The organism is Sorangium sp. So ce145 (assembly GCF_051525985.1).
Taxonomy (GTDB): Bacteria; Myxococcota_A; Polyangia; order Polyangiales; family Polyangiaceae; genus Sorangium; species Sorangium cellulosum_B.
This window is the reverse complement of the sequence record NZ_CP150315.1, coordinates 10,976,698-10,999,822: the sequence shown is the minus strand read 5'-3', so window position 1 is coordinate 10,999,822 and position 23,125 is coordinate 10,976,698. Positions and strand designations below refer to the sequence as shown.

Annotated in this window: 17 protein-coding genes; 7 read left to right on the top strand and 10 right to left on the bottom strand. The window is 71.3% G+C overall.

Annotation, left to right across the window (positions count from 1 at the left end):
• Nucleotides 1-128 precede the first annotated feature (128 nt).
• The 3 genes from WMF34_RS40895 (at nt 129) to WMF34_RS40885 (ending at nt 2,226) form a co-directional block, all read left to right on the top strand.
• Nucleotides 129-1,250 carry a site-2 protease family protein gene (locus WMF34_RS40895; protein ID WP_012240655.1) on the top strand — a complete coding sequence of 374 codons (1,122 nt, stop codon included), beginning with the start codon at nt 129-131 and terminating at the stop codon, nt 1,248-1,250.
• An 85-nt stretch (nt 1,251-1,335) separates the two neighbouring features.
• Nucleotides 1,336-1,752, top strand: coding sequence for a hypothetical protein (locus WMF34_RS40890; RefSeq protein WP_012240654.1), 417 nt, complete (start codon nt 1,336-1,338; stop codon nt 1,750-1,752).
• A 33-nt stretch (nt 1,753-1,785) separates the two neighbouring features.
• A complete protein-coding gene (locus WMF34_RS40885) occupies nt 1,786-2,226 on the top strand; it encodes a hypothetical protein (protein WP_012240653.1) in 441 nt (146 codons plus the stop codon).
• 33 nt (nt 2,227-2,259) lie between these two features.
• Here WMF34_RS40885 and WMF34_RS40880 read toward each other — a convergent pair whose 3' ends face one another.
• On the bottom strand, nt 2,260-3,672 hold the full coding sequence (locus tag WMF34_RS40880; protein ID WP_437991181.1) for a sensor histidine kinase: 1,413 nt from the start codon (nt 3,670-3,672) through the stop codon (nt 2,260-2,262).
• A gap of 152 nt (nt 3,673-3,824) precedes the next feature.
• Here WMF34_RS40880 and WMF34_RS40875 point away from each other — a divergent pair, with 152 nt between their 5' ends.
• The 4 genes from WMF34_RS40875 (at nt 3,825) to WMF34_RS40860 (ending at nt 8,792) form a co-directional block, all read left to right on the top strand.
• Entirely contained in the window at nt 3,825-6,017 is a 2,193-nt protein-coding gene (locus tag WMF34_RS40875; RefSeq protein ID WP_437991180.1) for a MopE-related protein, read from the top strand.
• Between the two features lie 47 nt (nt 6,018-6,064).
• Complete coding sequence (locus WMF34_RS40870) at nt 6,065-6,997, top strand: ABC transporter permease (protein ID WP_437991179.1); 933 nt, start codon at nt 6,065-6,067, stop codon at nt 6,995-6,997.
• Nucleotides 6,994-7,647 (top strand): hypothetical protein, encoded by a 654-nt coding sequence (locus WMF34_RS40865; RefSeq protein ID WP_437991178.1) that lies wholly within the window; start codon nt 6,994-6,996, stop codon nt 7,645-7,647. Before WMF34_RS40870 ends, WMF34_RS40865 begins: the two co-directional genes overlap by 4 nt.
• A 260-nt stretch (nt 7,648-7,907) precedes the next feature.
• Nucleotides 7,908-8,792, top strand: coding sequence for a zinc metalloprotease HtpX (locus tag WMF34_RS40860; RefSeq protein WP_437991177.1), 885 nt, complete (start codon nt 7,908-7,910; stop codon nt 8,790-8,792).
• 42 nt (nt 8,793-8,834) lie between these two features.
• Here WMF34_RS40860 and WMF34_RS40855 read toward each other — a convergent pair whose 3' ends face one another.
• The 9 genes from WMF34_RS40855 to WMF34_RS40815 form a co-directional block, all read right to left on the bottom strand.
• Complete coding sequence (locus WMF34_RS40855; RefSeq protein WP_437991176.1) at nt 8,835-10,433, bottom strand: TolB family protein; 1,599 nt, start codon at nt 10,431-10,433, stop codon at nt 8,835-8,837.
• 761 nt (nt 10,434-11,194) lie between these two features.
• Nucleotides 11,195-14,311, bottom strand: coding sequence for a hypothetical protein (locus WMF34_RS40850; protein ID WP_437991175.1), 3,117 nt, complete (start codon nt 14,309-14,311; stop codon nt 11,195-11,197).
• A 74-nt stretch (nt 14,312-14,385) separates the two neighbouring features.
• Nucleotides 14,386-15,255, bottom strand: a complete 870-nt coding sequence (locus WMF34_RS40845; RefSeq protein WP_437991174.1) for a hypothetical protein — start codon at nt 15,253-15,255, stop codon at nt 14,386-14,388.
• A gap of 58 nt (nt 15,256-15,313) precedes the next feature.
• A complete protein-coding gene (locus WMF34_RS40840) occupies nt 15,314-17,473 on the bottom strand; it encodes a type VI secretion system Vgr family protein (protein ID WP_437991173.1) in 2,160 nt (719 codons plus the stop codon).
• 28 nt (nt 17,474-17,501) lie between these two features.
• On the bottom strand, nt 17,502-18,119 hold the full coding sequence (locus WMF34_RS40835) for a hypothetical protein (RefSeq protein WP_437991172.1): 618 nt from the start codon (nt 18,117-18,119) through the stop codon (nt 17,502-17,504).
• Between the two features lie 15 nt (nt 18,120-18,134).
• The gene (locus WMF34_RS40830) at nt 18,135-19,307 is read right to left on the bottom strand and encodes a hypothetical protein (protein WP_437991171.1); all 1,173 of its coding nucleotides are present in this window, start codon (nt 19,305-19,307) and stop codon (nt 18,135-18,137) included.
• 157 nt (nt 19,308-19,464) lie between these two features.
• The gene (locus tag WMF34_RS40825) at nt 19,465-20,625 is read right to left on the bottom strand and encodes a hypothetical protein (RefSeq protein ID WP_012240642.1); all 1,161 of its coding nucleotides are present in this window, start codon (nt 20,623-20,625) and stop codon (nt 19,465-19,467) included.
• Nucleotides 20,622-21,842 carry a DUF2169 family type VI secretion system accessory protein gene (locus WMF34_RS40820; RefSeq protein WP_437991170.1) on the bottom strand — a complete coding sequence of 407 codons (1,221 nt, stop codon included), beginning with the start codon at nt 21,840-21,842 and terminating at the stop codon, nt 20,622-20,624. Before WMF34_RS40820 ends, WMF34_RS40825 begins: the two co-directional genes overlap by 4 nt.
• Nucleotides 21,839-23,122 (bottom strand): hypothetical protein, encoded by a 1,284-nt coding sequence (locus tag WMF34_RS40815; protein ID WP_012240640.1) that lies wholly within the window; start codon nt 23,120-23,122, stop codon nt 21,839-21,841. The genes WMF34_RS40820 and WMF34_RS40815 overlap by 4 nt, the downstream gene beginning before the upstream one ends.
• Nucleotides 23,123-23,125: the final 3 nt, after the last annotated feature.

The window sequence follows — 23,125 nt, the reverse complement described above, 5'->3', positions numbered from 1 at the left end:
GCGCCGCGCGCCTCTCTGCATTGCGCGGCGGCGCCGCGCGGCTGACCTGGTCCTCCGCGATTGGCGCTGTCTCGGCGGCTTGCGAAGGTGCTTGTCGGCCCCATCTGTACCTGTGGATCAGGAGGCACATGTTCGACCAGGGGCTGACAGTCCTGCGGATCCGCGGAATCCCGGTACGGCTGCACATCACATTGCTGATTTTCCTGCCGTACGTGGCCTATGTGGCGTCGTCGCAGTTCTCGTTGATCGCGTCGTCGCTCGGGATTCCGCGCGAGGAGATGCACCTGCCGCCGCTCGCCTGGGGGGCGATCCTGGCTGTCGGGCTGTTCGTGGCGGTGCTCGTGCACGAGCTGGCCCACTCGTTCGTCGCGCTCAAGAACGGGATCCGGGTCCGCGCGATCACGCTGATGATGCTGGGCGGCGTCTCGCAGATGGAGCGCGACGATCCCGAGCACGAGGCGTGGATGGCGTTCGCCGGGCCGCTCATGAGCTTCGGTATCGCGCTCGCCAGCTACGTCGCGTATCGGCTGCTCCCGGCGCCGGCGGAGATCGGCGCCGCGCTCGTGGCCTTCGCGATCACGAACGCTCTCCTCGGCGCGTTCAACCTGCTGCCGGCCTTCCCGATGGACGGCGGCCGGGTGCTGCGCGGGCTGCTCCTGCGCCGTCTCGGGCGGACCCGCGCGACGCGCATCGCCACGACGACGGGCAAGGTGATGGCGGTGGCCTTCGGGCTCTTCGGCTTGCTCTCGTGGAACCTGATCCTGGTGCTCATCGCGATGTTCGTCTACATGGGGGCGTCGGCCGAGCAGGCGCGCACCAACACGAACGAGCTCCTCCGCGGCATCCCGGTCGCGCGGCTCATGACCGATCGGCTCGGCGAGGCGTATGCGGACGAGAGCCCTCGCGCGGTGGCCGAGCGGCTCCTGCGCCACAACCTGGTCGGCGCGCGGGTCATCGACGATCCCCGGGACGGCGCGGGGCGCCGCGAGATCGGCGTCGTCACGGTCTGGGATCTCGCGCGCCAGCTGCAGGGCGGCGCCGCGCCGGCGACGGTCGGCGCGGTGATGCCCGTGGATGTGCCGAGGGCGCACGCGGACGACGACGCGTCCCGCTCGTTCGACGCGCTGGCGAGCGGCGAGGCGAGCGTGATCGCGGTGCTCGACGAGGGCGAGCGCGTGATCGGCCTGGTGACGTCGGCGGAGATCCAGCGCGCGCTCGCGCTCGCCGGCGCGCTCCGCGCGGCCCGGTGAGCGCCGCGCCGGCGGAGATCCGGAGATCTCGAGTCGCGCCGCGCTGGCACTCGCGTTGCTGAGTTGCGCTCCGAGGAGCAATGACGTGAAGCAGAGCAACAGCGTGACTCCGCCCGTGCGAGGGCGGTCCAGATCTCTCGGTGTGACGAGGGCCTCGCTCGCCGCGGCTGCGCTCGCGGCCGGCGCCTCGCTGCTGATGGGGTGTATGGGCACGGTCGGGACCGAGGGGGGGTTCGTCGTGTCCGGCGTTCCGGCGGTGCGCGCCGAGATCGTCCCGGTGGAGATCGCCGCGTATCCGCGCGTCTTCTTCCGCGGGACGTATGCGTACCTGGTCGACGGCCGCTGGTATTACCCGACGAACCGGGGCTGGGTCATCTTCGAGGAGGAGCCCACGGAGCTCCAGCACTACAGGCAGACGTACCGGACGTCGCCGCGGTACGTGCCGGAGCGCGAGCTGAGCTATCCGCGCGAGCGGGGGCGCCGTTACTACACACCGCGTTGACAGCGGGGCAGCAGCGAAAGGACGGGTACGAGGATGAATCAGGACAAGAGCGTCTTTCCCCTGTGCGGCCTCGCGTTATCGAGCTTCCTGGCCCTGGGGTGCATCGTCGACGTGGAGCCCAGCTCCCAGCGCCGGCCGCGGCCCGTGCAGGCCGTCGGGAGCCTGACGATGGAGTGGACCGTGGCGAGCCGGATCGATTCGCGGGCGTGCTCCCAGCACAGCCGCGGAGGAGCGGATTTCGAGCTGATCGTTTACCGGGGCAGCCGCGAGGTGGCGAGAGACTACGCGCGCTGCGACGACTTCAGCATCACCGTGGATCTCCCGCCCGATGAGTACACGGCCACGGCGACGCTGGTGGAGCGCGGCAACGACCGCCCCGTCACCACGACGCTGCAGGTGGAGGACATCCACATCGTGCGCGGCGCCACGCTCAACCTCGACGTCGATTTCCCGCCGAGCTCGTTCCTGCGATAGCAGATCGCTCGATTGGATGTGGAAGGCGAGGCGTCAGCCCGATCGCGGGATCGTGAGCCGCACCCGCGTCTCGCCGCGCGGCCCGTCCTCGATGGCAATACCGTAGTTCGTGTGGGCGGCGATCGCGTGCGCCGCGATGAGCGGCAGCGCCGGCGGGCGGCCCTGCGCGACCGCCTCGAAGTCGCGGCTCAGCACGACGCTCCGCGCCGCGGCCGGGAGCGGCGGACCGGCGTCGTCGAAGGTGATCTCGACCCCGCTCGGGCCCTCGGAGAGGGAGACGAGCACCTCGCTGCCCGGCGGCGACGCGCTGATGGCGTGATCGAGCAGCGCGTGCAGCAGCACCGTCAGCGCGCCCTGCGGCACCACCTCCTGCGTGGTCTCCGGCGCCTCGACCACCACGCGCACGTCGTGGCGGGCCGCGCGCGCGAGATCGTCCTTCACGACGTCGCGCAGCACGTCGGCGACGTCGCAGTGGCGCGGGAACTCGTGGAGCGGACATGCCCCCAACCTGGCGAGATCACTGACGATTTCTGACGCCGCGGTCACGTGGCGCCCCACCGACGAGGCCGTCTCGCCCGCGTCGCCGCCGTGGGTCCGGAGCGGCGCGATGTCGCGGCCGATCGCCGACAGGATGCCGCGCAGCTGCGTGCCGAGCACGCGCACCGCGGCGACGAGCACCGCGAGGCTGTCGCCGCTCGGCGGCAGGTGCGACACCGGCTCGCTGCCGCCGAGCCGCGAGATGACGCCGGACAGCGACCCGCGCTCGCGCTCGCCCTCGACCCGCGAGAAGACCGCGGCGAGCTCGCGCGCGTACGCCTCGCCCTGGGCCTGCGCCGCGGCGAGCTCCTTCCTGAGGCTCTCGACCTCGAGGCGCTGGAGATCGACCTCGGCGGGCAGCGTCAGCGTCTGCATCTGGCCGTCGAGCTCGAGCCGGCCGCCGTAGCGCAGCGCCATGCGCGACAGCCACACCCGCTCGGTCTCGAAGTTCACGGGCGTCTCCGGGCCGAGGTTGACCCGGACGCTGACCTCGTCGCCGACGCGGTGGATGCTCACGTCGGGCGCCCCGGTCAGGCTCGTGGGGTCGCCGCCCTGCGCGATGAGCACCTGGAGCATCCGCCGGAGCTCGGTCTCGTCGCCGAACACGGTGGTCCCTTCGCCCATCTCGATCTGCACCCGCGCCTCGGGCGCGACCTCCCAGAGGAGGGCGGTCAGGTCGACGCGGCCGCGCCGCCCGCGCGGCAGGGGGCGGCCGTGGAGCGACGCGAGCATGCTCACCGCCTCGTCGAGCCGGTTGAGCGTGCTCTCGACGCCGCCCGAGCCGTCGTCGGGCGACGGCGTCGGCGGCGGCGCGCTCTCGGTCGCGATCATCCCCACGCCCTGGCGGAGCTTCTGGGCGGCGCTCCGCGCCTCCTGCGCCAGCAGCCACGTCAGCTCGGGTCGGGTCAATCTGTCGCTGGTCACCCTGTTTTTCCCTCTATCCGCGACGCTCGGCGGAATCGCGCGCCATGATGCCAGACGTGGCGGTGCCCTGCTACGCTCATTGCCGCTCACCTCGTTCGATGCGGACTCACACTTCCTCCTTCTTGACGCCTTCCTCCTTGACGCGTCTCGCTCTCCTCTGCGGAGCGGCCGCCGCGGCGGCGCTCTCCGGCGCCGCCTGCGCCTCGAGCGCCCCGAGCCCCTTCCCGTCGGCCGGCGGGGCGGGCGGCGAGGGCGGCGAGGGCGGCGCCGGCGGCGAGCAGGCTCCGGCGGACCCGACGCTGGGCGGCCCGTGCGTCGACGACGATCAGTGCGAGGACGGATTTCCCTGCACCTTCGATGCGTGCGACACCGCCCTCGGGCGGTGCCGTTTCACGCCGGACGACAGCGCCTGCCAGAACGACGTCTACTGCGACGGCGTCGAGCGCTGCAACCCGCGGCTCGGCTGCGTGCCCGGCGCGCCGGTCGCGTGCGACGATCAGAGCACATGCACGATCGACGCCTGCGACGAGGCGACCAGGACGTGCTCGAGCGCGCCGCGCGACGCCGATCTCGACGGCGATCCCGACGAGCACTGCGGCGGGGGCGACTGCGACGACGCCGATCCCACGGTGTCGTCGGCGCAGCCCGAGGTCTGCGGCAACGATCGGGACGACGACTGCGACGGGCGCACCGACGAGGGCGACTGCGTGTCCCCGGAGCACGACACGTGCCTGGACGCGCTGGAGATCTCCGCGCCGGGCTCGTACGCGATGACGACGGCGGGCGCGGGCTTCCACTACGCGAGCTCGTGCGGCCTGCCCCGCCCCGCGAGCACGCACGACGTCGTGGCCGCGGTGATCTTGCCGCCGGGGCCGCCGGTCGACGTGGAGGTGACCGCGCGGACGGAGGCCCCCGATGCGGAGACGGAGGCCACCGACGTCGCCGTGACGCTCGCCGGCCAGTGCGGCGACGCCGCGACCGAGCTCGCGTGCGGGGGGCCCCACGAGACGGCGGACGGCGGCAAGCTCGCGAAGCTCCGGGCCCGCGGCCTCGGCGATCCGGAGCGGGCGACGGCGCTGCCGCTCTACGTGACGACGAAGGTGGGCGCGCCGGTCATCGTCGACGTGGCGTTCCTGCCGCCGGCGCCGGCGCCGGAGAACGAGACGTGCGGCACGGCGGTGCCCCTCTCGCCGGGCGCGCCGGCGCTGGCGACGATCCTCGACGCCGCCCTGGATCTCGGGACCGCGTGCGAGACGGGGCTCGGGGAGCTCGTGTACACGTTCGAGCTCGCCGAGCCCCAGGACGTCGACCTCTACGCGATCTCGACCGACGGCGACGGCGATCCCTCGCTCTCGCTGCGGAGCGCCGCGTGCGCGCTGCCGGAGGACGAGCTCGCCTGCCAGACGGCGGCGGCGCCGCACCTCTTCCGGCGCGCGCTGCCCGCGGGGGTGTACGCCGTGGCGGTCTCCGCGACGGCGCCGACCTCGGTGCTCGTCACGCTGGAGCTCTCGCCGCCGACCGAGCCGCCGCCGGACGAGGCGTGCGAAGGGGCGGCCGAGCTCGCGCCGAACCGGACGGTCTCCGTGTCGCTGCTCGGCCACCAGGACGACGTGGATCTCGGCTGCGGCCCGGCGGCCGTCGACGCCGTGTACGCGCTCGAGCTGCCGGTCGCGTCCGACGTGCTGCTCGTCGAGAAGCTGTCGGCCGGCGACTCCGGCGCGATCGCCCTGTCCGCGCCGGCGTGCGGCGGCGAGGGCGATCGGCTCGCGTGCGGCGAGGGGAACGTCACGCCGCTCCGGAGCGCGCGGCGCAACGTCGCGCCGGGGTCGTACCGGGTCGTGGCCGAGGCGCAGCTCGGCCAGCCCGTGAGCGTGACGGCGTTCGTCCGGCCGGCGGTGCCGCCCACGCTGGTGCCCTTCTCCGACACGTGCGAGGGGGCGCTGGAGATCCCGGAGAGCGGCGGCTTCTTCCAGGGCAACACGGCCAACGCCGCCGCGGACTTCAACGCCGGCTGCGATCGCGCCGGCACGGCGGAGGGGGGCGCCCGGGACCAGCTCCTCCGGCTCACGCTCACCGCGCGCAGGCGGGTCGTGCTCGACATGGCCGGCTCCAGCTACGACACGCTGCTCTCGGTCCGCCGCGGCCCGGGCTGTCCCGGCGTCGAAATGCCGCTTTCCTGCACGATCGGTACGGATCCCCAGCGGAGCTTCCTCGATCTCGTGCTCGATCCTGGCGTGTATTACCTCCAGATCGACGGCCACGCGCTCGCGCACGGCCTCTGGTTCCTGGACGTGCGGGTCGTCGACCCCGGGGACGGCGCCGGCCCCTGACCGGCGGCCCTTTCAAGCTGCCCCCGTCCCTTGCTAACGTCGCCCCGATGTTCGGCCGCATCTCTGCGATCGCCCTCAACACCTACCGGGAATCGCTTCGGGCGCGCATCCTCATCGGCCTCGCGGGCGTCGCGTTCGCGGTCGCGTTCTACTCGATCATCGTCGGCGCCTACACGCTCCGCAACGGGGCGCGCGTCGTGAGCGACCTCGGCGTCGCGTCGATCTCGCTCTTCAGCATCGCGGTCGCGGTCATCATCGGCGCGACGTCGCTGTACCGCGAGCTCGAGCAGAAGACGATCTTCCCGATCCTGGCCCGCCCGGTGCGCCGCGGCGAGTACCTCGTCGGCAAGTACCTCGGCACGCTGCTCACGCTCGGGGTGTTCATCCTGGCCGACGCCGGGCTCGTGCTGCAGATCAGCGCCGTGCTGGCCGGCCGCTCGCTGGCCCTCGTGGCGGGCGCCGGGGCCGCCTCGCTCGCGGCGCTCGGGCTCGTGGCGTGGCGCTCGCCGCTGGCGCGCACGTACGGGTTCATCCCCTGGGCGGCGGTCTTCCTCGTGCTCGGCGCGCTCTTCTCGGACGGCGCGCCGACGGAGCGGCGCGTCGTGCTCGCGGGCAGCGCGCTCGCGTTCCTCGAGGTCGGCATCGTCGCCGCGGTGGCGACGCTGTTCTCGTCGTTCTCGACGCCGTTCCTGTCCTCGCTGCTCACGCTGGGCGTCTTCCTCATCGGGCGCAACGCCGACTCGCTCGCCCGGCTGCCGGTGAAGTACTTCGGCCCCCAGATCAGCGCCGCGGCGCGCGCCTTCTCCAAGGTGATCCCGAACCTTCAGATCTACGTGCCGCCGCGCCCGTTGCTCGCGGGCGAGGTCGCCGACGCGAACCTCCTCGTGTACCTGGGCTGGGCGGCGATCACGTGCGCCGGGTGGGCGCTCATCCTCCTGCTCGTGGCGGCGTTCGTCTTCAAGAGACGCGACTTTCTGTGAGGCTCTCGGTCGTGCTCGGCGTGCTGCGCGGCCTGGCGGTCGCCGGCTTCCTCGTCGGCGCGGCGTCGCTGCGGGTGGTGGCCGCGGGCGAGCGGGAGATCGCGGAGAGCACGGACGCCCTGCGCGCCGGCGACGCGCACGCGGCGGCGCTCCACGCGCGGCGGGCGGCGGGCTGGTATGCCCCCGGGGCGCCGCACGTCCGCGTGGCGTACGAGCGGCTGATCGCGCTCGCGACGGCCGCGGAGGGCCTCGGTCGGGCCGACACGGCGCTCTTCGCGTGGCGCGCGGTGCGCACGGCCGCCCTGGAGACGCGGTGGCTCACGACGCCGCACGCGGAGGACCTGGAGCTGGCCAACGCGGCCATCGCCCGCCTCTCGGCGGCCGCGCCGCGCCCGCCGGGCACCCGGACGGAGCCCGCCGCGGCGGTCGAGCGGCAGCACCTCGCGGCGCTCGCGCGCGACGAGGCGCCGCGGGTCGGCTGGGTCGTCGCCCTCGTCGGGGCGTTCGCGGCGTGGGTCGCGGGCGCCGTCTGGGTGGTGCGGCGCGGGATCACGGTGACGGGGCAGTGGGTGTGGCCGCGGGCGGCGCCGGGGCTCGCGGTGTGCGCGGCGGGCGTCGCGGTGTGGCTCCTCGCGATCTGGCAGGCGTGAGGCGCGCTGGCGGGCGCATTCCACGCTGAGCTCGCGCATCGCGGTGCCAGAGGTGGAATGGACCGCGAGGCGAAATGGGGCGGCGGGGCGAAACGGGGCGGGCCAGCAGGGGTGGCGGTCAGCAGAGCCACAGGCGGGAATCCACCGGACACGACGTCTGCTGATCGGGGGCGCGCGGTATTGCAATGCGACGCGCGCGACACATCGATCTCGGGGGAGCGGCTCTTGCAGCGCTCCGTTCCGAGGAGGATACGAAGTTCATGAAGAATCAGATCAAGACGATCCTGTTGCTCGGCGTCATGTCGGCAATCCTGGTGTCCATCGGCGGGGCACTGGGGCCCGGGTACCTCGTCTTGTTCGGCGTGCTCGCGCTCGCGATGAACCTGGGTGCGTATTTCATGTCCGACCGCATCGTGCTCGCGGTGCACCGGGCCGCCGAGGTCTCGCCCTTCGAGGCCCCGGGGCTGCACCGGATGGTGGAGGAGCTCTCGAGCCGGGCGGGGATACCGAAGCCCCGCGTCTATGTCATCCCGGACGCGCAGCCGAACGCCTTCGCCACGGGGCGCAACCCGGAGCACGGCGTCGTGGCGGTGACCGAGGGCATCATGCAGATCCTGAGCGAGCGTGAGCTGCGCGGCGTGCTGGCGCACGAGATCGCGCACATCAAGAACCGCGATATCCTGGTATCGACGATCGCGGCGGCGTTCGCCTCGGGCATCACGTGGGTCGCCCACGCCGTGAGCTTCGCCGGGATATTCGGCGGATCGTCGGACGACGAGGACGGCGCGAGCCCGCTCGGCGGGCTGGCCCTCGCGATCGTGGCGCCGATCGCGGCGACCCTCGTGCAGCTCGGCATCTCGCGGTCGCGCGAGTACATGGCGGACGAGCTCGGCGCCAGGCTGTCCGGGGACCCGGAGGCGCTCGCCAGCGCCCTGTCCAAGCTGGAGCACGGCGTGGCGCTCGTGCCCCCCGAGGCGGCGCGCCCGGCGACGGCTAGCCTCTTCATCGTCAACCCGCTCGCCGGGGCTGGCTCGGTGCTGAAGTGGTTCTCGACGCACCCGACGACCGAGGAGCGCGTGAGCCGGCTGCTCTCGATGGCGTCGAGCGGCCGGACGGCGCGGGGGTTTTCCAGCGTGATGGCGTGACGGAGGGCGCTGCCCTCTTGGCGCCCATGCGCGGCAGCGCGACTACCTGATCGCTGCGATGCAGGTGTACGTCTCGCCATCATCCGATGTGTCGCAGTAAGCGCCGGTCTGGCAACAGTCGTTCACAGGATCGCAGATAGCATCAACGTCGAGGATCTTCGAGCATACGGGCTCAGTCGGGCTTCCCCCCGCGCCCGCGCCGCCTGTGCCGCCGCTCCCGCCCGCGCCGCCGCTGTCCTCGTCGATGTCGAGGGTCCAGTAGGCGCGGTGGTTGTTCTCGTCGAGACCCTGGAACGGCACGCGGAACGCCGGGTAGCTCGGGTCCTGGCCTGCAGCAGCCTTCTGGACGTCGATGGCGGCCACCCAGATCTGCTGGGTCCCCTTGGGGCGCACGACGCCGTACTCCCGCTTCGTGTTGAACGCGATCCAATTGAGATCGCCTGGCGGCGCCCAGGTAGGCTGGCTGTTCTGATACTGCCCGTCGGTCATCTGGTTCGAGGTGACGCGGTTCGCGTTGAGAAGCTCCACCGGCTGGCCGCCGCTCGCGCTGAGGACCATGAGCTGGGCCGTGTTGTCACCGTGGCCGCCCTTCCCCCGCGAGAACGCGATCCATGCCGCGTCCGGAGAGAAGCTCGGGAAGAGGTCGCTCTTCTTGGCGGGCGGCGCGAGCAGGACCGATGCCTGCCCCCAGACGCCGTTGCTGTACGGAATATGCGCGAGCGATGAGCCGCCGGGAGCATCGCCGTCGCCCGTGGCGAAGACGACCTCCGTCCCGAGGGGGGACCAGTCCGGGTGCGTCCCCTTCAGCGCACCGGTCGGGAGATCGTTGACATAGGCGCCGGTCTCCCGCTCGACCATCCACATGGCTCCCTTCGACGCGGCGACGACCCGCGCGTCGTCGGGAGAGATCGTCGCAAAGACGTGGCCGTCCGTGTCCTTCACGCTCTTGACGAGCGGCTCGGGCGGCGCGTCCGGCGTTACCGCGAGGATCCACAGGCTGTTCCCGGAGTCGGCGGACACCGGGGCTGCCATGTACTTGCCATCGCGCGAGACCACGTGGCATGCGACGCACTTGACCTTGTCGCCGTCGGCGTACGTCGTCGGGGGCTTGCCCACGATGTAGTCCTCCGGAGCCTGGCGAGAGATCTTCCCGCGCCGCACTCCGGCAGAGGTCGTCGACCAATAGAAGATCGCGCCTTTCACGTCCTGCCTGGAGAAGCCTATCTCGATGGCGGCCGAGCGGCGCACGGTGGCTGGCGTCGTCGAGGTATCGAGCGCGTCGACCGTCCAGGTCGCGGTCCCGCCGGCGTTGGAGCCAGCGATGTAGTTCCAGGTCGTCTCGTCCACCTCCCAGCACCCGGCGGCGGGGCTGGCCTCCTTGCAGAGGCCGTGCGCGCCGTCCGTGAAGATGGTGACCGTGGAGCTCGCGCCCGTGAATACGAGTCGGAACTCCGTGAACCCCTGGCTCCGCCATTGGAACAGCGTGCGGTAGACGTTCCGCGGAAAGCGCGTTTGATCGCTCGGGTAAACGATGCTTGGCGCAGGAGCGCCCGTGACGGGGGTCCCCGCCCAGGCGCCTTGATCGCTCGGCGTACCGAGGACCGTGCTCAGGTGGAGCACGACGGTCGTCTCTCCCGTCACGCATCCATCGCTCGCAGTGACTCGCACCGTGCCGCCCGCTGAGGCGAAAGGCGCCAGAACACCGCCCGCGATCGTCCCCGGAGGTGTGTCGTCGCCGCGCGTCGCTGACCAGATGAGCGCCCCCGGCGCGAGCGCCCTCGTGGTGCCGTCGGAGAGCGTCCCGGTGGCCGTAAACGTGATCGGTGCAGCGGAGTGGCCATCGATCTCCACCGTGGAGTCGTCAGGTGACAGAGCGATGGACTGCAGCCCTGGGATGCACGTTACGTGTCCGCCACCTGCGCCGCCTGTGCTACCTGCGCCACCTCCGCCATCTGCACCGCCTGTGCTGCCTGGAACGACACCTGTGCTGCCCGTGGGCATCCCCTCCGCCTCGGTGTCGCTCCCGCACGAGCAGCCCCCCATGCAGAACGTGAGTACGACCGGAAACAGCGAGAACCGCATCGGCGCCCTCCCACGGGGATCGGCGAGACCCCCATTCCGACAGGCTACATCGGGTATTGCACGCGAGTAAAGCGAGTGCCGAGCGTCGACTCACTGGCGGTGATTCGTGTTACGAGGTTGCTTGTTAGTCCATATTCCAATCACGGAGCCGTCCGCGCTGGCCATCACTACCATTCGCTGTGGGTGGCTCGGCGCTGAAGTGGTTCTCAACCGCGATGCGTCACGCTTGCTGCCCGTGACGGAGGAGATTGGATGCGATTCCCCCTCCTGGAAGAGCGACGCTCGTTCGACCGCTCACCCACGCATCGAGGGAGCCGCCTTCACTCCCCAGACTGCGGATCATCGTCGTCGTTGTCGTCGTCCTCGTCCTCGTCCTGCTCGGGGGGCTTCGGCGCGAGCGCCACGCGCGGGTAGTGCTCGCCAGAGGTGTCACGGCGCCCGGCCTCCCAGGCGTCCTCGAGGTTGACGAGCTCATACCAGCCCAGGCGATTCACGGCCTCGAAGAAGAACCTGCCGTCAGCGCTCGGCTCGAAGCTGAGGGGCTCCGGCTCGAGCTCGGCGAGCGTGCGGACCCCGTCGTCGTAGACGCCCCAGACCCGGATGGGCTTGCCCTCGGAGACCTCCAGCACGGCCACGCGGCCCCCCGCGGCGCTCTCCACGACGCGCAGATCCAGGTCGCCGCGCGCCTCCAGCCTGGAGGCGCCGCCGCTGACCGAGAAGATCCAGGTCTCCGACGAGGTGCCGACGATCACCCGCCCGGAGGCGAGCGCATCGAGCGTGTAGATCTCGTCCTCGCTCTCCTCCTTGCTGAAGTCGTGCACGAGGATCGGCTTGCCGTGCGGGAGGTCGACCCACCAGAGCTTGGCGTCGCCGTCGGTCGCCACGAGGGCGGCGCTCCGATCCGCGTTCACCAGGCCCATCGACGAGGGCGAGCTCGCCTTGACCGCGGTCTCGATGAGCTCCCCGTCCTTCAGCACGGCGAAGACGAAGGAGCGCCGGGCTTCCTTCTTCCACCCGATGTACACGTCGGCGGGGCGGTAGCGCTCGAGTTCCCGCGCGCCCGCTCCGAAACGCGCGCGCACGTCCTTCGGGACGTCCTCCTCGTCCTCCGGCAGCGGGCGCTGCTTGCCCAGGTAACGCAGGCCGACGCGGCCCGGGGCGGGCTCGATGGCGTACTCCTCGGGCGCCCTCTTCGGGCCCGACTCCGGCGCCTCGTCGTCGTCCTCCTCCTCGGACGGCGCGTACACGGCGACCTCGGGGAACGCGTCGGGGCTCGTGGCGAGCCGCTCGATCAGCGTGTCGAGGCCGAGCAGCTCGTAGGTGTCGCCGATGTGATCCATGAAGGCCCGGCCCTCGGCGATCCGGACCTCACCCACGGAGGCCTTCACGCGGCCCACGCGGCGCAGCTTGCTCCCGTCGAAGCCGACGAAGGTCAACCCGTCCTCGGAGTCCTCGCCCTCGTAGCTCTTGACGAGGAGCAGCCGGCCGCCGAGGGCGGGGGTCAGGCCGTAGCCGCCCACGTCCCAGCGTTGCTCGAGGACGGCGCCCTCTCCCTCGCGGCGGTAGACGTCGAGGGACTCGCCCGTGGCGAGGATGACGCGGTCCTCCGGGCCGTAGGTGATGTCGGAGATCGACGCCTCGTGCTCGAAGAGGCGGCGCAGCTTGCCGTCCGCGAAGGAGAGCTCGGCGACGAGCTTGTAGTCGAACCCGTACAGCACCGCGCCGCCGTCCTCTCGCGCCGCGATGTAGCCGTGGGGGCTGGGCAGCGCGTCGCCCTCAGCGCGCTTGAGCTCCCCGCCCTCGATCCAGGCGGCCGCCGCCGGCTTGCGCCGGAGCTTCGCGATGCCGTAGACGCGGTCGCCGGGCGCCACCGCGACGCAGGAGCTCGACCCGAACAGATCGCGCTCCGCGCGCTCGATCTCGGGCTCGGGGGGCACCTCGCGCGACCTCCGCCGCTCCAGGCGGAGCGCGCCCTCCAGCACCTCTGGCCGGGATTCCTCGTCCTCGTCGCCCTCGCCGGATGCGCTCCCGTCCTCGTCGTCGCCCTCGCCGGGGGCGCTCTCGTCCTCGTCTCCGTCCTCGTCCTCGTCGCCAGGTTTGCGCTTCTTCAGCTCGGGGAAGGCGTCCGGCTGCGCGGCGAAGCGCGCGGCGAGCTCCTCCAGGCCGAGCAGCGCGTAGTACTCGCTGCCGTCCTCCACGATGACGCGGGCGCCTTCGATCACGATGTCGCCGATCGAGATGCGCACGCGGGCCAGCCGGCGCATCGTGGATCCGTCGTAACCGAGGATCGTTACGCCGTCCGCGCTCTCGTCCTCGTCGTCGAAGCACTTCACGAGGAGCAGGCGTCCGCCGAACACCGAGTGCATCCCGTAGCCGTCGAGGTCCCAGCGCCCCTCGAGCGCGACGTCCGAACCCTCCCGCCGGTAGGCGTCGATCGAGCCCGCGAGCACGAGCACCCGGCCCTCGGGGCCGTAGGCGACGTCGGAGAGGGGCTCGTCGTGCTCGAAGAGGCGCCGCACGGAGCCCTCCGCGAAAACGACCTCCCATACGGCCTCCGAATCCTCCCCGATCAGCGCCGCGCCGCCGTCGTCGCGTGCGGCGACGTGAGCGCCGGTCGTGGTGGCAAGCGGATCGCCCTGAGCGGTGCGGAGCTCGCCGTGCTCGATCCACGCGGCGACAGGCGGCTTTCGCTTCGGCTTGGCGACGCCGAAGACGAGGCCGTTCGGCGCAATCTGCACCTGGCCGCTCCGCCCGAAGAGCTTCCGTTGCTCGTCGGGAGGCTCGGGCGCCTTGTACCCCGGCACGCGCTCCAGCCGGAGCCCGCCGGAGATGACCCTGGGCTTGTCGTCGTCGTCGCTGGCCTCCGCCTCGTCCGCGTCGTGATCGTCGCCCGCCGCGCGCTCCGACGAGCGCTCCTCTTCGGGGGGCGCGGCGCGCGCCGCCTCGCGCGCGGCTTCGACCGCCGGATCCACCGCGCACGCGGCCGCGAAGCGCTTGCCGCCGCCGAAGCGGGGCAGCTCGACGGGCCACCTCGGGCCCGTCGGGGGCTCGGGTCGTTGCTCGGCGGACCAGGCGTCCCAGTCGCTGTCGCTCTCGATCGCCTCGGCCAGGGAGGCCACCTCGATCGGGTGCGCGCCGTGCACCGCGGTGAGGGCCTGCTGGACCGCGCGCGCCATGTCGGCGACGCACGCCTTGCTCCACCCCGCCGGCCGCACCCGCACGAGCGCCCAGCGATCGGCCCACTGGAAGGGCTCGCAGTGCTCCACCGCGCGCGCGTCGAGCGCCCGCTCCCACGCCTCGCCGACGGCGCGCCGCGCGGCCGCGTCCGGGGGCGCCACGAAGCAGAGCTCATAGGAGAACAGGTCCCCTTCGAGGTCGAACCAGTCGCTCGGCGCTGCCCCGAAGAACGCAAACGGATAGGGCGGAGATCCCGGCATGGGGGCGGACGGTACCGCAGCTCCTGGCGAGCGTGCAGGCGTCAGGCGCGCCGCCGGCGTCGATACGGGCCCTCTCAGGAGGAGCGGCCCAGCAGCCAGTCCCGGTGGAGCATATAGGCCCGCCGCCATGCCTCGCCCGTCGCTGCCTCCGCCGCGATCCGCGCTCGCCAGTGCTCATCGGCCTGCGCTCGTGTCGCCTCCGTCAGCCCGTAACGCGCGATGATCTCCGCCGCTTTGTCGGGGGCTATCGCGATCTCCGCGCACATCGCCGCATGCCGCTGGAGCGACAGCACCGCGGCGGGGGGTGCAGCGCCGGCGGGCGCTCTGGGGAAGGGCAGCGGATTCTGCTGGCCGAGCGCCGAGGCAACGGCGGTCGACAGGTCGGCGGTCTCGCCCCCGGGCGGGGCCGCAGCTCGGGCGGGCGACGTCGACGACCGAGCGCGATCCGCGACGGATGTCGCGCGCGCGTCGCCCTCGCCAGGTCCTCCGGGCGCGCGGGGCGCGAACGGGAGCGTCGGTCTGCGCAGCGCGTCGGCCGAGGCCTCCACGGTCTCCCGCAGGCTCGTGAAGTGCCGCATGCCCGGCGGGACCGCCGCCAGCCCCGGCGCGATCGCCGCCGGCAGCGCGCCGAGCGACGCGAGCGCCGGCTGCTCGCGCTGAAGGCGCGCCTCGGCGCCGGCGAAGGCCCGGCAGAAGCGGTTCGAGAGGGCCTCGCCGCCGTCGGCGCTCTCGTCGGCGAGCGCGTCGGTCCACCCGCACACCGCGGCGTCCCAGTCCGCGTCCGCGACGTTGAGGCGGGCGAGGACCTCCGCCTTGGCGGATCGCGGGAAGCGGCGCAGGTGCGCGGAGATCTCGCCATACCGCTCGATGGTCAGCCCGCCGTGCGTCGTCTCGGGGGGATCGGCCGGGGTCGTTCCGGACGCCTTCGTTGCGTCTCTCGCCATCTTCCTGGTTCCTCCGGCGCGCCCCCACCGCGGCGCGCGTCCTCTCCGGTCGAGCCGATCAGCTGTTGAGGTTCACGACCGCGCCCTTGATCGTCACGGTCCCCTCTCCGGTGACGTTGACCGTCCCTCCGGAGACGTTGATCGTGCCGCCCTTGATCGAGATCGAGCTTCCGCCGTTGATCAGGACGGTCGCGCCGCCATTGACCTCGACGAGCGCGGCGCCGGCCCGGAGCTTCGGGCCTCCCTTGATGTCGATCCAGGGGGCGCCCACGTTGATGTTCCCTTCGCCCGTGATCTCGATGATCGGCGCGCCCAGCGACAGGTGGGATCCGGCCGTGAGGGTGTTGTTGCCGCTCGCGCCGAGCGACATGTTCTCTCCGGCCGAGCCGACGAACGTCGTCCCGGCCGAGAGCGTCATCCCGGCGCCGGAGTGGACGCCGACCGTGGTCCCGGCGCTCTGCGTGATGGATCCCGCGCTCGTCGACTGGGATCCGGCCACGCGGGTGCTCTGGTCCCCGCCCACCTCGGTCGCGTCGTCGACCCCGACGGTCCGGCTCGCGTTGCGGGTGATCTCCGTCGTGAGATCGCGCGCCGCGTGCAGGCGGATCTCCTCCTCGCCCCGGGCGTCCTCGAACGACAGCAGGTTGTAGTTGCCGTCGAACGGGCTCGTGTAGCTCTTGATGGCGCTGTACGTCGGGCGCTTCGTCGCGTTTTCCGGCGGGAGGTTGATCCCGTTGTACACGCGCCCCGTGATCAGCGGCCGATCGGGGTCGCCTTCGAGGAAGTCGACGACCACCTCGTCGCCGACGCGCGGGTGCCAGACCGCGCCGTGCCCGCGCCCGCCGGCGAACATCTGGCTGACGCGCACCCAGCACGACGTCGCCTCCCTCTCGTGGCGGCCCACGTCGATGTCCCAGTGGAAGCGCACGCGCACGCAGCCGATGGCCGAGGGCCCTCCGACGTTGATCTCGGCCTCCGGATCGGACGGCTCCGCGGTGACGATCGCCGTCTGGCTGCCGTGGATCCGCGGCCGGGGCGTGATCCGGGCAGGGACGAAGCGCGACGCGGCCTCTTCCCCGTCCTGGCCGCAGCGGATGGCCTCGAAGCGGCACCGGTACGGCTCCTGCTCGCCGCCTCCAGCCGCGAAGTAGCCGCGCTCGTGCGCCAGGTGCTCGATCGCGGTGACGAGGTAGGACCCGTTCCATTTCGAGGTCGGGTGCTCGAGCGTGAACAGCGCCCCGGCGCCCAGCAGCCGGCACGCCCCGCTCGCCGTCGCCCACGCCCGCTCGGCGGCGAGGCGCTGGGCCCGCTGTTCGGCGAGGCGCTCGCCCGTCTCCTTCGACTCCTCGTAGCGGCCCGGGTGCTCGTACACGGCGGCATCGGTGGCGCCGGCCGGCGCGGACGCGAGGAGATCGAGCTTCGGTTTGCGCCAGTTGTAGTCGCTCAGGACGACCGACGTCGGACGCACCCGGCTCCCCATCCGGACGTCGCTCACCTCCCGCCCGAGCAGGCCTGGGCCGAGCGGCCGCGCAGGATCGAGCCGCGGGCGGCCCCCGTCGTTGTCGATGAGCACCAGGATGCACTCGGCCTTCGTGTGCTCGAAGTGGTACGAGATACCCTCCTCCTCGAGGAGGCGAGAGACGAAGTCGAGGTCGCTCTCCTGGTATTGCACGCAGTACGGCCGCGCCGCCACGTCGGCGATCCGGCCCATGTCGATGACGCGCCAGGCGAAGGTCGCCTTGGCCGGGCGGAACGCGCTCTCGTCGCCGTCGTCCTCGGCCGGCTGGCACGACGAGGCGACGAGCCCGGCGCCCCACGAGGTGCGGGTGAGCGCTTGCTCGACGATCTGTTGAATCGTCTTGTCCAGGTAGATGATGCTCTTCTTCAGCATCGTCGCGCGCCAGAGCGGCGGCGCGAGGGTGACGCGGTACCGCGTGCCCAGCTGGACCTCGCCGAGCTCCTCGGCGGCCGCGATCTGCCCGTGGACGAGCCGGAAAGGCGGGTTGTCTTTCGTCGCGATCCGCAGCGAGGCGGGTTTCCCCACGAGATCGGTCACGTCGACGTCCGGCGTGTGGTGCGGGCGCACGAGATCGATCTCGAACGAATAGAGCGCGCTGATCGCCTCGCGCCCGCGGATCTCCAGCACGCGGAGGTGGTGCCACGGGCCGTCGTCGGAGAGGTTCGCCCCTTCCCAGGCGAAGGTGAAGTCGCTGGCCATGCTGGTTGTTCTCCCGCCGTCTCCGGTGTCAGTTGAGGTGGATGTTCTCGCCTTGCACGATCACGTCGTCGGCCGCGTTCACCCGCACCTCGCCTTGCCGCGCGACGAGATCGATGCTCCTGGCGCTGATGCGGAGCGCGCCCTTCAGCTCGATGTCGGCGTCCTCGGTCATGAGCCGGATCACGGGGCCTGTCTCGGAGGCGAACACCTCGACGAGCGGCTTGCCGTCGGCGGCGGCGACCCGCAGCGCCTCGTCGCCGTGGAGGGTGAGGCGCGCGGCCTCGGCGAGCGGGGGCTCTGGCCGCAAGGCGAAGCCGTCGACGACACCGGTCACGAGGGGCTCGGGCCAGTTGGATGGCTGGGAGACGAGCACGCGATCCTGCGCGCGCACGGCGAGGCCGTGGAGCGACGGCAACCAGCGCTCGAGTGCGCCGCGGGAGGTCGTCCAGCGGACGAGGAGCCGGCCGGCCAGCGTGGGGTGCCGCGCGTCGAGGCACTCGCCGACGAGCACCTCGCCCGGGCGCAGGCCCGTGATCGGCTCGGGCGGCGCATCGTCGGGGCGCGGCGGGGAGGCGGCGACGAGCTCGTCGACCGAGGAGGGCGCTTCGTAGAGGACGGCGCTTTCGCGGTCAGAGCTGCGCTGCATGGGTCACACTGCCTTTCAGGCTGCTTGCGGGCGCGGGGCGCCGAGGTGAGGGGCCGATGAGGTATCCAGGGGCTCCGCGCTGAGCACCCTTCCCGTGCTCTCGGCCAGATAGAGCCGATACCGCAGCTTGGGCACGATGCCACGAAAGATGGGCTTGCCGACAGGAATTCTGCGTCCCTGGACGAGAAGGTGATATGGGTCATCTAGATTCCTGGTCACCGTCCAGTTCAACCTGTTGCTGAGAACATCGCGCTCCACGATGCCTTCCACGCAACGAACGCGTCTCGTGAATACATCACGACGCAGCCGGAGGCAGATGAGCGCGGCGAGGAGGAAAGGTATAGCGAGAATCGACGGGTAAAGGCGGAGCGCGAGCGTCGCGTACATTGCCGGGAGCATCCCGCAGCTGGTGATGAGGACGAAGGGAATGGCCGCGGAGGCGAGGCGTCGACGCACCTGCCGTGGCGACACGGTGCCCCGCCGGTTGTGTCCGAGATCCTCGGCATCGAAATCGAGCCCCGCCGCCATAGCGCGGAGCAGCTCGGCAGGATCTCCGATGTGCGGCGCTGCGGGGAACGGCTCAGCGAGCACCCTACCCGCGTCCCGCGTGAAGTGAAAGCTGAGCCCCGTCTGGTTGGCGTCAGCGAGCGAGATGGACCAGACGCCTCCGGGGACGACGGTCGACTCGGCGGCGGTAACGACCCGGGAGCGAGGCAGGCAGTAGGCGCGGTACGGACCGGGCGGGAGCGGTGCCCATCCGGCGAGGACGGGCGACGCTCCATCCGTTGGCTCGAGGGCGTAGTCATTACGAGAGATGCCGGGTCGCCAGACGACCCGGCCGGCGAATGGTACCACTTGGTCAGCGACGATGTCGGAGCGAAGCGCTGCGCGGCGCGCCACTGCGCGCAGCAGCACCAATGCCCACGCGAGAGCGCATGTCAGGAGGATGGCCATGCCTAGCAGACGTTCCTCCGTGAACATTTCGCCGGACCCGAAATCCCACAGCATGGCCTCAGCCGTTATGACCACGCCGACGAGGCAGCCGACGATGGCCTGCCGCACTGGGCCTGAGGTAATCTGGACCGAGGCCGCCTGAACGAGCGCGGCCCGCTGCGCCGGCGAGATACACCCCCGCTGGTTCCATGCGAGATCATGGGCCAGCGAGGAAGCGGCGGCTCGCTGGCTCACGCCCGCTCCCGCGGCTCATCCCTCGACAAGATCCGTTCGCGCATCGTGGGCGGAGCCTCGTGGTGGATGGGCCGAGCGCCGTCGATGGTCACCGGGACCGCGGGGGAGCGCTCCTCGCAGAGCACGGCGGATCCAGGGTCGGAGATGCGCTGCGTGGTCACGTCGCCTCCCAGGCCGCTCCGGCGCGCGGGGCGCCGCGGGGGTGGCTCGATGACGTGTCCAGGGGATCGACGCTCAGGAGGGCACGCGTGTGCTTGGTGAAGTAGAGCCGGTAAGGGAGCTCGGGCACCAGGGCGCGATAGGCTCGCTTCTTCACCACGAACTTTTGATGCTGGACGACGAAGTAATACGTAGTTGTCGACTGATCCGACACGTTGGAGCCCGGCGTGACCCATAGGTGACGCTTCACGATCCCGTCCACGGTCACGACGCGCCGCGTGAACACGTCGCGGATGCTCCAGAGGTAATGGAGGGCGGCGACCACGACGATAGGGCTTATGAAGGTGGAAGAGTCATTGAATCCCGCGAAGAACGCGAACAGCGCCCCACTTGCCGAGACGCACAGGGTCATGGCCAAGAATCCGGCCGATGAGGTGAGGCGATGCCCTACCTGTCGCAAGGATATCCTCCCTCGGCGGTTGTGTCCGAGATCCTCGGCGTTGAATCTGAGCGCGCTGGCGAGCGCGCGGAACAGCTCGATGCGGTCGCCGACGTGCGGCGCCATGGAGAAAGGCTGCGCGAGCGCGGTTCGGCCAGGGCGTCCGGCGAAGACCCCTCCTTCGACGTCGGGGACGCCGAGCGAGATGGACCAGGCGCCCCCTGGAACAACGGTCGATTCGGCGGCGATCAGCAGCCGGGAGCGGGGGAGGAGATAACCGCGGTACGGTCCGGGCGGGAGCGGCGCCGCGGCGGCACGGACCGGCGCCGACCCGTCCGCCGGCTCCATCACGTAATCGCCGTAAAGGCGGCGCACGCGCCAGACGACACGACCGGGAAACATGGCGACGTCGCCGGCGGCGATGTCAGCACGGAGACGGGCGCGGAGCCAGATGCGGCGCAGGGGCATCCACGCCGCTGCAAGGCCGCCCGCTGCCATGAGCGCGCACATGCCCCAATGAAAGCGGCTCTGGCTTCCATCCTTCTGCACCACGATGAGCGCGGCGACGCCAACGAGCGTCGTGGAGAACAACCACGCCATCATTTCATTCGGGTGGATGGATAGGATCTCCTGGAGCGTGGCTCGTTGCGCCGCGGAGAGCCGTCCCGCGCGGTTCCAGGCGATGTCATCGAGGTGCGAGGAGGGGGCTGCGGCGTTCACGGTCGGCCTCCGCGGCCGACCGTCGCAGGCGTCCTCGCGCGGTGCGTGGGCGGCGGCTGGTACTCGATGGGTCGATCGCCGTCGATCGTCACGGCGATCGGAATGTACTTGTGGATGCCCGGGATGAAGGTGCGCGGCAGATCCACCGTGGCCCCGTAGACGATGGAGACGCGCTCGACAGCGGGCTCGACGACGATCGTATGGGTGCGGGGGGCGGCGGGCACGCGGCGGCCCTCCAGCGTGAACTCGATCGACGGTGAGCCGGGCAATGTGAACTCGACAGAGGGCCGCTCCGCGTGCATGCCGTCGACGCGGACGACCTCGTCGCCGCGCACCGCGTCGAGCACGAAGCCCTGCGGCGCCTCCTGGAACAACCGGCGCGAGACCCCGGGCTCGCGCGCAGCACGGTAGCCTGCCGGGAGCACGCCGAGGCGCACCTCGGGCAAGCGCTCGTCGTCCGGCGCGGGGAACCACGGCTCGACCGAGGGCCCGAAGCCAAGGTGGCGCGGGAACGCGAGCGGAGGCACGAAGTCGAAGCACGCGGGGAGCGGCTGCCGGTACCAGAGCGCCGGGTCGCCGGTCACGAGCCGCTCGGGCGTGAGCCGATCGAGCGGATCTTCGAGGTTCGGCATCTCGGCTCCATGGAGCGGCGCGGGATCGACGAGGTAGCCCTTGCCGAGCGGATTCCGCGGGTACGTGCCCGGGTGATCCGCGCCCATCGACGCCAGCGCGATCTGCGACAGGGACACCTCGCCCCGGAGCTCCACGCGCGTATCGGTGCCGCCGTAGGCGAGCTCCCAGATCACCGGCATGACGGTGAACGGCTCCGGGTCATCGATGACCGGCCTACCTGCCGCGGTCCAGCGGATCTCTCGCCGGCCGAAGACCGCGATGCGCTTCGACGTGGCACCGATGGCGGCCTCCACGAGCATCTGCGCCGCCGGCCGGCCAGAGGGCGCGTACGCGGCGCCGCGGACGACGAAGTCGGTCGCCGCCTTGCTGGGCCAGAACTCGACGCGGGCAGGGAGGCGCGGGGCGAGCCGCTCGTCCCGGGGATCGTTGAGCAGAGGTCGCGGCGGCGCGGGCATGCATCTCCGCCCGGCGATCGTGAACGTCTTCTTCACCAGCACGTACGCCGTCGGTCGAACCCCCTCCCAGGGGCCGAGCTCGAGGACGGCGTCATAGGCCTCGCGCGCGGGGGGGCGTTCGATGCTCACAGCGGAGGACCCCAGATGTCGGATGCCGGTGTGCCCACGGCACGGGGCGGGCTGCCGCCGCGGCCAGCCTGCTCCGGGAGCGCCACGGATTCACCCGGCTCTTTACGGGTCGTCAGGGTGATCTTGCCGTCGCTGTTCTCGACGACCGTGGTCGTCCTGCTTCCGTCGGGGTTGTTCACCGTGGTCGTCCGCCGATCGCCGCTCCAAGTCTTCGCCACCGTCTCCGTTTGGCTCGATGTCCGTTGTCCGTCAGGGGCTCCGGGGTTGATGTCCTTTTGCTCGGACTCCGACCAGAAGGGCGTCGCCGCTTCTGTCTTGAACGTCGCTTTGCCACGCTGTCCCTCGGGAGCGTCGGGGTGGTACTCGCCGCCGGCGGTCGCCTTGCCGCCGAGGCCAGGAGCCGCCGTCGCTACGCCGACCTGGCCCTTGTACCCCTCCTTGGTCGTGTCGCCGCCGGCGTCCCACGTGTACTCGCCGGAGGCGCCGATGCTCGCCGCGCTGCTCTTGAATGGATCTTCCCACTTCCTCTCGATGCTGATCGAGAACTTCTGTGGATTATTGCGCGTGTCCGCAGATCCCGTAGAGACGCTCATCTTGATCTCGGTGCCGAAGGGACCCTTCGTCGCGGCATCGACGCGCATCGGATACCGCGGATCGAGCGCGTGTTGAACGACGCTCGCGAGGAGGCTCGCGGCGGCTCCGGCGAGGCTCTTCTCGGACTCCTCCTGCGCCGTCAGGCTCACCCCAGGCGTCCTGACGTAGTAGCGCTCGATAGCCATCGTGGCGGCTGTCCGGACGATCCCGCCGATCAGGTCGGTCCCTGACATGCCGACGTGGACGTTCGTGCATACGTTGGTGAACGTGAACGTCGCGGGCATCGACATCGGCTGACCGCAGGTGAGCAGCGGGAGCGGCGGCCAGTGGCTCGTGCACGCCGTCGTCTTCCCGTTCATCCGGACGGAGAAGCAGGTCACGATCACCGCGCGCTTCGACTGCAAGAGCTGTATCGGGATGAACGAGTTCGCCGGCGGGATCGTGATCTGCGACACAAGGGGCCCGCAGTCGTGCTGATCGAGCATCACGTTCCTGCCGTTGGCGAACACGGTGGTCGTCTTCTGGACCTTCCCCGCGCTCTCACCCGGCGGCCACCCGTGCGGGATCGGGATCTCGATCGCCGGCACGAACGTCGGTGGCGGCGCGGGTGGGATCGCCAGGAAGAGGTGGCTCGAGGAGCCCGCGCTGAGGTCGTTCGACCGGGTGATGGGAACTGCAACGCGCATCGC

Bases quoted from the DNA above. Each gene is read 5' to 3' on its own strand.
- WMF34_RS40895 (WP_012240655.1), top strand. From the start codon at position 129: ATGTTCGACCAGGGGCTGACAGTCCTGCGGATCCGCGGAATCCCGGTA.
- WMF34_RS40885 (WP_012240653.1), top strand. From the start codon at position 1,786: ATGAATCAGGACAAGAGCGTCTTTCCCCTGTGCGGCCTCGCGTTATCG.
- WMF34_RS40870 (WP_437991179.1), top strand. From the start codon at position 6,065: ATGTTCGGCCGCATCTCTGCGATCGCCCTCAACACCTACCGGGAATCG.
- WMF34_RS40860 (WP_437991177.1), top strand. From the start codon at position 7,908: ATGAAGAATCAGATCAAGACGATCCTGTTGCTCGGCGTCATGTCGGCA.
- WMF34_RS40850 (WP_437991175.1), bottom strand. From the start codon at position 14,311: ATGCCGGGATCTCCGCCCTATCCGTTTGCGTTCTTCGGGGCAGCGCCG.
- WMF34_RS40845 (WP_437991174.1), bottom strand. From the start codon at position 15,255: ATGGCGAGAGACGCAACGAAGGCGTCCGGAACGACCCCGGCCGATCCC.
- WMF34_RS40840 (WP_437991173.1), bottom strand. From the start codon at position 17,473: ATGGCCAGCGACTTCACCTTCGCCTGGGAAGGGGCGAACCTCTCCGAC.
- WMF34_RS40835 (WP_437991172.1), bottom strand. From the start codon at position 18,119: ATGCAGCGCAGCTCTGACCGCGAAAGCGCCGTCCTCTACGAAGCGCCC.
- WMF34_RS40815 (WP_012240640.1), bottom strand. From the start codon at position 23,122: ATGCGCGTTGCAGTTCCCATCACCCGGTCGAACGACCTCAGCGCGGGC.